General features: G+C 34.1%; 14 protein-coding genes and 1 other annotated feature. Of the genes, 1 reads left to right on the top strand and 13 read right to left on the bottom strand.

The features are described 5' to 3' along the window. Window positions 1-5 precede the first annotated feature (5 nt). From NSA47_RS01815 to NSA47_RS01755, 13 genes are all read right to left on the bottom strand, one after another. Entirely contained in the window at window positions 6-932 is a 927-nt protein-coding gene (locus NSA47_RS01815) for a metallophosphoesterase (RefSeq protein ID WP_257529143.1), read from the bottom strand. Between the two features lie 486 nt (window positions 933-1,418). Then, window positions 1,419-1,640 carry a YdbC family protein gene (locus tag NSA47_RS01810; protein ID WP_257529141.1) on the bottom strand — a complete coding sequence of 74 codons (222 nt, stop codon included), beginning with the start codon at window positions 1,638-1,640 and terminating at the stop codon, window positions 1,419-1,421. A 45-nt stretch (window positions 1,641-1,685) separates the two neighbouring features. Then, complete coding sequence (locus NSA47_RS01805) at window positions 1,686-2,741, bottom strand: XdhC family protein (protein ID WP_257529137.1); 1,056 nt, start codon at window positions 2,739-2,741, stop codon at window positions 1,686-1,688. Between the two features lie 155 nt (window positions 2,742-2,896). Beyond that, complete coding sequence (locus tag NSA47_RS01800; RefSeq protein WP_257529136.1) at window positions 2,897-3,667, bottom strand: ABC transporter ATP-binding protein; 771 nt, start codon at window positions 3,665-3,667, stop codon at window positions 2,897-2,899. After that, window positions 3,660-4,532, bottom strand: coding sequence for an ABC transporter permease (locus NSA47_RS01795; RefSeq protein ID WP_257529135.1), 873 nt, complete (start codon window positions 4,530-4,532; stop codon window positions 3,660-3,662). Before NSA47_RS01795 ends, NSA47_RS01800 begins: the two co-directional genes overlap by 8 nt. A 31-nt stretch (window positions 4,533-4,563) precedes the next feature. Next, a complete protein-coding gene (locus NSA47_RS01790; protein ID WP_257529134.1) occupies window positions 4,564-5,562 on the bottom strand; it encodes an ABC transporter substrate-binding protein in 999 nt (332 codons plus the stop codon). Window positions 5,563-5,642: 80 nt separating this feature from the next. Continuing rightward, window positions 5,643-5,878, bottom strand: a binding site (T-box leader). 95 nt (window positions 5,879-5,973) lie between these two features. Beyond that, window positions 5,974-7,059, bottom strand: a complete 1,086-nt coding sequence (locus tag NSA47_RS01785) for a hypothetical protein (protein ID WP_257529133.1) — start codon at window positions 7,057-7,059, stop codon at window positions 5,974-5,976. A 173-nt stretch (window positions 7,060-7,232) separates the two neighbouring features. Beyond that, window positions 7,233-7,964 (bottom strand): hypothetical protein, encoded by a 732-nt coding sequence (locus tag NSA47_RS01780; RefSeq protein ID WP_257529132.1) that lies wholly within the window; start codon window positions 7,962-7,964, stop codon window positions 7,233-7,235. 224 nt (window positions 7,965-8,188) lie between these two features. Then, window positions 8,189-8,713, bottom strand: coding sequence for a flavodoxin domain-containing protein (locus NSA47_RS01775; protein WP_257529131.1), 525 nt, complete (start codon window positions 8,711-8,713; stop codon window positions 8,189-8,191). 57 nt (window positions 8,714-8,770) lie between these two features. Then, window positions 8,771-8,929: a hypothetical protein gene (locus NSA47_RS01770; RefSeq protein ID WP_257529130.1), complete on the bottom strand. Its 159-nt coding sequence runs from the start codon at window positions 8,927-8,929 to the stop codon at window positions 8,771-8,773. Window positions 8,930-9,034: 105 nt separating this feature from the next. Next, window positions 9,035-9,571, bottom strand: coding sequence for a DUF5673 domain-containing protein (locus tag NSA47_RS01765; RefSeq protein WP_257529129.1), 537 nt, complete (start codon window positions 9,569-9,571; stop codon window positions 9,035-9,037). 272 nt (window positions 9,572-9,843) lie between these two features. Further along, window positions 9,844-10,281: a GNAT family N-acetyltransferase gene (locus tag NSA47_RS01760; protein ID WP_257529128.1), complete on the bottom strand. Its 438-nt coding sequence runs from the start codon at window positions 10,279-10,281 to the stop codon at window positions 9,844-9,846. 195 nt (window positions 10,282-10,476) lie between these two features. Further along, complete coding sequence (locus NSA47_RS01755) at window positions 10,477-11,208, bottom strand: 5'-methylthioadenosine/adenosylhomocysteine nucleosidase (RefSeq protein ID WP_257529127.1); 732 nt, start codon at window positions 11,206-11,208, stop codon at window positions 10,477-10,479. A gap of 228 nt (window positions 11,209-11,436) precedes the next feature. On the opposite strand from NSA47_RS01755, the gene NSA47_RS01750 reads away from it, so the two are divergent. Beyond that, on the top strand, window positions 11,437-11,796 hold the full coding sequence (locus NSA47_RS01750) for a malonate transporter subunit MadL (RefSeq protein ID WP_257529126.1): 360 nt from the start codon (window positions 11,437-11,439) through the stop codon (window positions 11,794-11,796). The last annotated feature ends 10 nt before the right edge of the window (window positions 11,797-11,806 follow it).

Genomic DNA, 11,806 nt, shown 5'->3' with positions numbered 1-11,806 from the left:
TTGGCCTATATAAGGGCCAAATCCTCTTGAGCAGTTTCTTTAGAGGAAAAATAATCATTGACTTTTTCAGGTCCTGCTAAAATCTCTCTCCCAATGAATAAGCTTCCATCTTCCCTTGTTTTCATAGACCATTTTACAAGTTTTATATATCCTCGTTCAATCTCTATAGCGGTTATACACCGGGGGTGTACGCAACTTCCATCATTAAAATAAGGCAACTGACCCACTTCAGGAAATATAGGTTTATGGGTATGACCTGCGATAAGCATATGCCTTTCCCTCTTGACCCATTCCATAAGAGCCTTATCTATGCTTCCCCTTTTCTCATAGTTTTTTGCTGGACTTGCTGGATTTTTTATTCCATAGGTCTCCAAGGGTCTCCACAAATATCTCACCAAAAACCTACTTGCTCTCCACAACTTACTGTTTAGAAAATCCACTTGATGCCCATGGACTAAGAAAATCTTATTATTGGTTTTTTTATGTCTTAAAACCAATCCTTCATGAATCTCTATATTATCAAACAAAACAGCAACTTTGTTTTTTCTTTCATCAAAGTATTTAGATAAGTTTTTCTTCACAAATTTTTCATCTTTTTTGACGATATCGTGATTTCCATAAATAAAATACAATCTACCTTTCTGATAAAATTTAGATAAAATCCAAAAGGCATCCTTGTGCATTTCTAGAATATCGGAAAATCTTTTATTCTCCCAAAGTTCATCTCCATCACCAATTTCTATATAGGTATAACCTTCATTGTAATAATGGGTCAAGGCAGCAAAGAAAAAATTTTGATTCTTAGAAAAATTATCTCCCCAACTCCCATCCCCCCGATGACAATCACTCATGAAGACAATCTTAGAATGATCATCAAAAGTGATTTCCTTGACTGTCTGAAATACTTTCGTTAAATCCTTTAATCCATACATCTTATACCTCCAATAAAACTCTAAATTTTATTTGTAATGCAATGAGGCATTTCTTATAAAGATAATCATCTATTTATCTACATCATCCTTCAAAACATCAAAGCTTCTAAATAATTACCTCGCCTTCCCTTTATTAAATATTTGTTTCTACAAGTCAACATCTTAGCCTTTATCTTGTAGAGTTGGAAAGTGTAAGGCTTATGAAGCATTATTCTGAAAAAATCTATGGCTTTCCCTTCTCTTTTCCTTAGGGAAGGAATTCAGAGAAAACTGTCCTATTCTCTGTTGTAGAAAAAAACATAAACTCCAAATAAAATACAAACCAATATAAAAGGAATATAAAGATATAAATTCATTTCTTTCAAGGCTGAAAACATAAGATCCACCCCAAATTAGTTATTTATATCATAGTATTCTATCTATAGAAATAGTGTTAAAATCAAATAAGAACCCCGATAGCTATCGGGGTTCTTATTATCAATGATTTTATATATCCATATTATTTAGTATATTTCTTAGTTCTATTAGCTCTTCTTTTGACAGGGTAATACCCTTTCTCATTTTTTCATGTTCTGGGTCCCAATCTCTTATATCATACTTGGCTTCTCTGCCGTTCCAGCTAACGAGATTTAATTCCTTAGTCCAGCCTGCACCGGACTGGGAAATCACCCCTAAGCTTTCTTGTATCTCATATTTTATATCTGCCATATCTATTCTCCTCTCTTGTGCCTGTAATCCTATGTCCATAACACATCAAAATACTTCTATAAGGACATCCATAACGCCTCCGCATACCATTCCCTCAGATTCTGCTACATCTCCTGTCATATCTACATGCTCTATGGCAAAACCCTTGTCAAGCATAATATCCCTAGCCTTGGTTAATATATCTGCTTCGCTGCAGCCTCCTCCAATACTCCCTATGGTTTTTCCATCATAATAGGCAATCATCTTAGCCCCTGCTTTTCGAGGCACTGAGCCCTTAGCCGAAATAATTGTAATTAACGCCTTGGGTAAGGGGGACGGCTCATATACTTTTTCTATTACCCCAGGATCAAATTCAGAGATAGTAAACTTTTTACCATTTTTATCTATTCTATCCCTATTTTTTCTATCAATCATTTGAGCTACTATAGAGATGGCAATTTCATCAGGGCTTATGGCGGCAATATCCAATCCAATAGGAGCATTTACCCTATCCAGTCTTTCCTGAGCATATCCTTCCTCTAGCAATTGTTTTATCATTCCCTTAACCCTTCGCCTTGAACCAATCATACCCACATAGGCAAGATCATGTTTCACTACTTCTCTAAGTATTACCCCATCATATCTATGTCCCCGGGTGACAATGGCTACAAAATCTGTTTTGCGGAATTTAATTTTTTCCAAGGTACTTTCAAAACTATCACAAATCACTTCATCTACCTCAGGAAATCTTCCAATATTGGCAAAAGAAGGTCTATCATCTACAACGGTAACGGAAAAACCTACCCTAGTGGCAAATTCAGTGAGGGGTTTTGAAATATGTCCTCCTCCGAAGACAATGAGACGGGGTTTTGAATTAAAAGGCTCTATAATAATGGTAGTATTCTCCCCTCCCTCCATGATTTGGATTTTGCCCGTTTCTAAGCTTATAATCATCCTATCTAAAATCTCTTGGGGCAATTTATGGACATTGCCCTCCACATCTTTTTGAGTGATGATTTCTTTCTTGATCATGGTTTTATTTTTATTATCTAGATAGCTTAGCATTACACAATAATGTCCGGCACTTATTTTATTCAATAGTTCTTTGTATTGTTTTTCCAAGTTTTTTCACCTCTTCTTTTCTCTATATTTTACCTTAAACTCTACTCTATTTACTACCCTTTACAAAGAAATATATTCCTATATCTTATATAATTTATTACAACAAGAAGAGCAGCAAAGCTGCTCTTCTTATAAAATCATTATTCTATAATTTACTAGGCTATTTTTCCATCCAATGCTAGGTTTTTTCTATAGATTTCAATTAATTCCTTTTCTGTCACTTTATCACTGGATTTATCTAAAACAATCTGCCCCTTATCCAACATGATTATTCTGTCAGAGTATTCTATGGCATCTCTCATATTGTGGGAGATCATTATGGTTGTTATGTGATACTTTTCAATAAGTTCTTTTGTCTTTTTCATGATGACATGGGAAGTTTTGGGATCTAGGGCTGCGGTGTGTTCATCTAGTAATAATAAATCCGGATGCTTCATGGCTGCCATCAGTAGGGATAAGGATTGTCTTTGTCCACCAGAGAGGAATTTTACTTTTGTGTTTAATTTATTCTCTAGACCTAAATCTAATCCCCTTAGGATTTCTATATACCCCTGTATCTTCCCTCTTTTTATTAGCCGCCTTAAGGTGAATTTTTCTCCCTTTTTATCGGCTAAGGACATATTTTCTAATATAGTGAGAGAAGGAGACACTCCCATGGAAGGGTCTTGATAGACTCTGCCTATATAAGTTGCCCGTTTTTCCTCCTTTAAATCTGTCATGTCCCTATCCTTTAACAGGATCCTCCCCTGGTCTGCCGGTATACTGCCTCCAATCATATTCATAAGAGTGCTTTTTCCACAACCATTGGCTCCAATTATGGCTGTGCATTTATTTTTTTCTATTTCTAGGTTGAAGTGATTAAATATAGTAATCTCATTATCCGTACCTGTATTGAAGCTCTTAGATAAATTAGAAATTCTAAGCATATTCTTTGCCTCCTTTATTCCTTTTTCGCCCTAAATAGTCCACAGAAAAATTATTATAGGTAATGAATATAATGACAATTATCGCACTTATGGCTTTGAGATCTGTGGGTGATAAACCTATCTCTATGGCTAATCCACCGATAATTTTATAGATGATTGCTCCTAATATGGCCCGAGTAGTATTTTTTATTTTATTGGAACTTCTTCTAATGCTGTCTCCTATGATAATGGAGGCCAGGGCAACGACAATGATGGAGCTACCCATAGTGATATCTGCAAAACCTTGAATTTGTGCCATCAAGGCTCCACTTAACCCTACCAATCCGTTGGCAACCATCAGTCCAATTAATTTATATTTGTTGCTATTGGCTCCTAGGGAACGTACAAGGGATTCGTTGTCCCCTGTGGTTATCAGTAAATAGCCGGTTTCTGTTTTTAAAAATTGGTCCAGTATTATTTTTATTAAGCATACAATAATGGCTAATACGACTAAAGCAGGACCCAGATCAAAGAGAGAACCTTGGCTAAATAGAGGAATATTGGCCTTCCCATTTATCCTTAAATTGGTCGAGTAAAGTATGGTCATGGTGAGTATCCCTGCCAATAAGGGTTGAATTCTTAGTTTGATATAAAGGGTTGCGGTGAGCAGACCCGCCAATGTGCCAAAGCAAAATGCCATTAGGGTACTTATAATAGGATCTACTCCCATGGAGATGAATTTAGCAAATACAAAAGCCCCCATGGGGAAGGTCCCCTCCACCGAAAGGTCTGCAATATCTAATATTTTATAGGTGAGCACTACTCCCATGGCCAATACTGCAAAGATAAGTCCCTGCTCTAGAGATGTTTCAAGCAATGCATTCATAGGGCTATCCTCCAATCTGCATTCATTTCTCTTATTCTCCTACTTTTACAGCATTCTTAAATAGGGAGATTTCTGGATCTAACCCTAATGCTTCTAGAGTTTTTCCGTTATAGGTAGTGATGGTTTTTTGAGCTAATCCCACGGGTATGGTGGAAACCTCTTTTTTATCTACTAGGATTTCCTTGGCCATTTGCGCAGTTTGTTTACCTAATTCGTAGTAGCTAAGGCCATTGGTGACTAGAAGTCCTCCTCGAACTTGGGTTTCTTCTGCAGATACAGTGATCATTTCCTTTTCTATAGCTGTTTTAGATGTTAATTCTACCGAGGATGCTACCATGTTGTCGGTAATCATATAAAGGGCATCTACCTTTTTGACTAGGGAGCCTATGGCTTGAGAAAGTTCGTTTACGTTATTAACACCTACGGTCTCTACTTCTAAACCGACTTGGGGGGCTATGCTTTTTACTTCTTCTATCTGAATTTCTGAGTTAGATTCACTAGTGTTGTATAGAATTCCTATTTTCTTGATATGAGGATCAATATCTTTAAACATTTTTAGCTGTTCTTCTGTGGATACTTTATCTGATGTTCCTGTAACATTGCCTCCTACATTTTCCCAATCTTCTACAATCCCTGATTGTACTGGATCGGTTACTGCACTAAATAGCACAGGGATATCTGATGTGGCTTGTTTTGCACTTTGGGCTGACGAAGTTGCTATAGCAAAAATTAGATCCACTTTGTCTTTGGTAAATTTTTGGGCTATACTCATGGTATTGGGGATATCTCCCTGGGCATTTTGATAATCTATCTCTACATTAAGCCCTAGTTCTTTTAATCCATCTTCAAAACCTTTTCTCGCATCATCTAAGGCTGGATGCTCTATGAGTTGGCTAATACCTATTCTATATAGAGTTTCACCAGAAGCATTGCTATTGCTCGGCGCATCTTCCTTTGTACCACATCCTGTTAAAGCTAAAATACCTACTAATAATAAACCTACTAATTTTATAACACTAATTTTTTTCACTGATTTTTCCTCCTTTATAATATAAATAAAATAAATAAAAAAATCTTCCATCCCTATAATTACAGCTAAATAGCTGTAATTATAGGGACGAAAGATTCTATATCCGCGGTACCACCCTTATTATGACAAAGTCATCACTCATCAGACCTAACAGTCCTATCCCCTATAACGATGGGCCTTCGGATTTGCCTACTGGAATAATCGTTTAGCAAATCTGCTCAGGAGTGAATATTCTATATCTTCTTATTGTTGGTTTTCACCCGTCCCAACTCTCTGTAAATAAGTGCGATATTTTTGTCTCCGTCATAGCATTTTATATATTGTTAACTATTATAATGTCTTTATCATCAGAAGTCAATAGTGTTTTTTAAATTTTCTTAATATTTCATGTTTTTTAGAAATACTTCGTGTTTATCCCCTATATTTTAAAATCTGCTCTAGAACTTCTTCTCTTTTTTCATCAATACCTTTAAAATCCATGTGAGGACTGTAAAAGTGTTCCCGTGCATCATGGGATAATTTGGCTTTGTTTATATATTGTATGGATTGGTCTAATAATACCTGATACATCCTTGTATTGAATTCTAACTCTTCTTTGTATTTTTCTAATACTATAGGGTCAATTAATCTATCTAGGTTAATAACTTTATCATTTTTTTCTTTAAATTTTTCACTGGTAGTAAGGGCTAGATTTAATTCTGGTATGATCAGATCTGCAATCATTTCAGGATTAAAGGGAGTATGATATGCTTCTATGTCATACCCCATCGCAGTAGCCTTTTCTGCTATCTTTGCAAGCAGTCCATATCTTCCGGTCCCCCAATTGCCCTGGATGTAATATATATTGTCCATATCTCCTACTATTGTTTGCAAGTAGTCATTTACACCTATAGGAGTAATGGCACTTCCAAAGAGATGTCTTTGATAACCCATTTTACCCTTAGATTCCCTGCCTTTAAAAATTTCCTCCAATAAATTTTCTACCACCTGATAATATTTGTAATCATTTCTTCCTTCCTGATAAATTTTTGCATTATCTTCAATAAAGAAGTTCAATGCCTTAAGGCATTGATATACCCTTGTAAAACATTTTTTCGACTCTTCATTGACCTTTAAAATTTCTTCCTTTTTTTCTTGTATTTTTTCTATATCCCAATATTCCCCTAGGTTGATGATTTCATCTACAGCTCCAGGAGTTTTTGGATCTACAACATGAGGTGCCGTTCCATCTACTATGGCTACTTTTAATTCAGGAACCGCAATACCGTCCAAGGAATTGTGAGAAGAAGCACAATGAAACTCTTCTGTAGAATAACCTCTATCTATCATTTCTTTGGCGATTTGTTTCATGAAAAATGATTTTCCAACTCCAGGTCCTCCCTTGAGAATAAACAATCTATTGGCATCCGGTCTAACAACATAATCCATAAAAGAATAAAATCCTTTGGTAGTGCTTCCTGCTGGATAAACTTTTTTTACCCCTTTTTCCATACTCATCCAGTCCCTCCTATTCAAGTTTTAAATACAGCGTTATATACTACATTAGTATATGCATAAAAAACTTTTTTGTTAGTGTTATTAATATCCAAAATCACTGGACTTATAATATCATAAGGGTTTAATCGTCTCCTGGATTGATTCTTTGGATTATGCTTATTGATATTTTTCTATTATTTTAAAAGATTTCTACTCTTTAATTCCTTCTGTATGATATTTGAAATAGTACGATTGGTCCCTATACTGTCGATATATTCTTTAAATTTTGCGTCAATGATGGAAAATGGCACTTTAAAAATTGCATGAAAACTTGATTCAAAATTATCCTCTTTTAATGAAGAATAGAATGTTTTGAATTTATCTATTCCAAACATTAAAATAAGATATTCTGCAAATGCTCCTGCAATAGGATAGGTAATTAAATCACTATACTGATAAAAATTTTCATTGGTTATCAATTCTTCGATGCGAATATACATATGATTATCCATAAAAAATTTTACCCAGGCATAATTAGGTATTTGCAGCGATACCTTGTCAAAAAACATTGCCAGACCCTCCCTCATAAATATTTGAGGAGGGATAGCTAAATTGTATGAAATTACATGGGCATCTTCATGAAAACCTACACATTTTATCTGATCATTATATACAGCATATATCTCATTTGGCTCCTTAGCACAAGCATTACATGGTTCATTATCCCCGTAAAATTCACCAACTTCAGTAGGGGAATTGCACAGATAGTAGTTGATTTTAGTTTCCATGGTTACCTCTAAACAAGAGCAAATAAAATCAAAACAAGTTTCCTGTAGGTTTATTATTTTCTCTATTTGTTTTTCCGCAATGGACCCAGCATAATAATGAAATATATAATTGTCACTTTCCCTTATAATCCACTCCATAATCAATTTTCCCCCCTGTATAAATAGATATTTTTTCTACCATTTTTAAGGCAACTTGCCATATCTAGTGCCAATGTTATCCTATCTAATTTATCCACATTGCTTACCTCCCCTTTTTAAATTAGTCTATGTTATATAAATAGACTATTTGAAAAGGAAGCTCCCATGCTTTCTTTAATTGGTATTTTAAGAAGAATGTGCATTAGTTCAACAGCACTCTATGCTCATTTTATCTGCGCGATGATTTGTTTAATATACTCTTTATCTGTCCAATCACAATTAGAACCCACTGCTTGCATCAAAGCACTTTCCCACGGCTCATAGGTGGCTGGATCTTTCTTTGCAACAGCTTTTTTTAGCATATTACATAGAGTGCGGTCTTTCCAAGACATAATATCTTCATTCCATGCACCTCTACAATAAAAAAAAGGAATATGTGCAAGCTCATTTTTTAAATTACCTTCCTTTACCGCAGCTATTGCTTTTTCATTGCTTGGAGATGCTCCAACTGCAAACACTAAAATATCCTTGTCTTTTAGTTTAATATAATGTTTTTTAAGAAAAGAAATACCCGCAATACCCGTTGCGTATATTCCACCTCCCAAAATAATAACGTCATACATGTTTATCTGCTCAATTGTAGCCTTTTTTGTTTCAATCAAGTCACAAGATAATTCCTCTGCTAACCATTCTGCATACTTTTTCGTAGCTCCATATTTAGACTGGTAGATTATAAGTATACTTTTCATGTGAACCTCCTTTTTAAAAATATGGTCATATGACTTTAGAATAGATATGAGTTTTGTTTACTTTTTATCTCCTTTGGTAAAATACTCTTGAAAATATCCGAACAATATAAGCATTAATCCTATTATTACAATAGCATCCATTTCTAGTCCTATCTTTGCTAATGAATATACTAATAAAACAGCCATACCTAAAAGCATATTCTTCAACCCATTCATATTGTTTATCCCCCTTTTAAATTCAGCAATAATACCACTATATCTTTTTTATCATTTTCTTTACACGGAGATATTTCTTTTTTGCAGTTCTATAGTATAAATAAATTATTTTTCAATTTGATCAGCATTAACATACTTATCTAAAATATTGGCAACCTCATTTTTAAACTCTTGGGGAATCATAATAATTTTCTTTTTCCTCCATTCTAAAAGAGAAAGGAATTTCAGTTGAAAAGTGCCTTCTAGTTTGTCCTCTGCAGTCCATCTGTAGCTTGTTAAATCCTTCCAGTAGAGAAAGCCTTCTACAGCTGTCATTCCCTTTTGTCGGATTTCATGGGCAGTAAAACATCTTAGCAGATTATAAATCATAAGAAGTATAAACAAGCCTGAACTTCCTACATTAAAAATAGGATTAACGTAATACTCTTGACCGATGTTACCCCAATCCTTTACAAATATTATCATCCAAAATACCAACATAACTGCATAGAAAATAGAATATATTTTCGTAGACTTTTCCCAAGATGCTTTAAAAATTAAATTTCCCAAACGCTTTTTTCTATTAAATTCTTCAAAGAAAAGATAGGTTAAAAAGAAAATCATTAATATCATCATTATCCCCAACAACCCTATGTCCTGCATCCTTGTCCCTCCTATTGAAATTAACCATACATTTCCTATACAATAGTATATGTTTTCCTCTTTCTTTGAAATACAAAAATTCTATAGCTCCTTAATCATTCTCCACTGATGAAGTTTCTTTTTTCAATCATCCTTAATCAATAAATTATTAATATACTCGTAATCAAATTTGCCATATATGATTTACCGCTTCCCGGTCCCCCAATAATATGTATTTTCTTAATTTGCATATTTTCTCCTTCATTCAATTTGATAAATCTCCGATCTCAAATTTAAATTTTTTTGTACATGGGAACGAGAAAACTAGATTTTTCATAACCAAGCCTAGAATAGTACCTTTGGTGTTTATCTTCATATGTTGTATATAAACTTATTTTCTCTGCTCCTTGTTGTTTTACCAAAAATTCTAGTTGTTGTAATATTTTACTTCCCCATCCTTTATTTTGGTACTCTTTAAATACTAGAATTTCTTCTAAATAATAAAGCTGAATATCGTCAAATTGTTTAAACCAACCTATTGCAAATCCTAATAATTGGGATTCATTATACAGTCCGATACCATAAAAATGGGGTGTAAGAAATATTTGTTTAAGCCTTTTCTTGGCTAATTCATATGTCCATTCTCCCCCTTCAGCATTGTGATAGATTATATATTTATTTACCAATGTTTCTAGATCCCCTACAGTTAATTCTTTGTATGTATATTCCATAATAAAAGACCTCCTAATACAAGTTTACTTTATTTCAACACTCTTCACTTCTTTTTTTCTATTCTATATTAAAACTTTAAAATCCTTTAAAGGATTTTAGTATTTAATCAAAAAATAAAGGAGTCTTCACTTTTCATGAAGATTCCTTTTGACCTTATCATATCAATCTATTCTAGCCTAAAATATCAGGAGATTTTAATGATTTTCTTGATTGATTTTTTGGATTAATTTTATCACAAATTGTGCTGTTCTTTTCCCTGCCTCTTCCACAAATTCTGTAAAGTTTTCTGGAGCTTTTCCATCGGCTTGATCACTTATGGCCTTTATGGACAAAAAAGGAATGTCAAAATGATAACAGGTTTGGGCAATGGAGGTAGATTCCATATCCACACAAGATACTCCATGTTCTTCCACCTGGGTTTTATCACTAATAAAAGAATCGGTAGTCCCTACCATACCATAGTAGATGGAGGGGTCTATCTCTTTACAATACTGTAATAACCTAGCATCTCCCTGATACTCCACAGGCATTTCCGGCATTTGTCCTTTTTTATATCCCAAAGCGGTAACGTCCACATCGCAATATTTATAACTTTTCCCCACTAATAGGTCCCCTATAGACAGATATTTTTTAATCCCTCCTACTGCCCCAGTATTTAAAACAACATTAGGGTTAAATAGATGGATTAATAAGGTCGTAGCAATAGCTGCATTGGCCTTTCCTATTTGACTTTTTACAATGACGATTTTACTTGAGTATGTCCTTAATGGATTTGATATTTCCTGTGCACTTTCATAGATATGAAATTCAAAGGATCCTTTGTGCAGAATATCTTGTTTATTATATTTATGCTCCGTTAGAATTTCTTCATAGTGTCTATATTCCTCTGACATGGCTACAATAATTCCTATAGTTTTGCTAAACATCAACTTCTCACTCCTTTTAAATTTATATTGTATTTTTTTATTATACATGATATAAAATATAAGTGGTATAAAGTATACATGATAGAAAAGAATTATATCCATTTTTTCATTGGAGAATAGTATGAAATATTGCAATTACAATAAAAAGTGCATAAAGCCTGATTAATAAACCTAAAATATAGGTATATTTATAACATCATAATAGTTTAAGACAAAAGGAGGATCTATATGGAAATATATGGATTAGGCTTGGTAGCCTTATGTATGTTTATTGGATCATTATTGGGCACCATAATTGGAAAGCTTATTGGAACAGGTGGTAATGTCGGCGGAGTAGGTATAGCCATGTTGCTTTTGATATTGATATCAAATTTTTATGAGAGTAAGGGCAAATCCTTTAATGAAAGAACGCAAAAGGGAATCTTGTTACTTAGTTCTTTGTACATACCGATTGTAGTCGCTATGTCCTCTATACAAAATGTTGTATCAGCCTTTCACGGTGGTGTAGCTGCATTTCTAGCCGGAGCTATACCCACTATAGGGGTATTGTTTTTAGTACCCCTGATATCAAAACTAGGGAAAGAGTAGAATAAGAGGA

Source organism: Irregularibacter muris, from assembly GCF_024622505.1.
Taxonomy (GTDB): domain Bacteria; phylum Bacillota; class Clostridia; order Eubacteriales; family Garciellaceae; genus Irregularibacter; species Irregularibacter muris.
The sequence above is the reverse complement of the archived record's forward strand: the minus strand, read 5'-3'. Positions and strand labels throughout refer to the sequence as shown.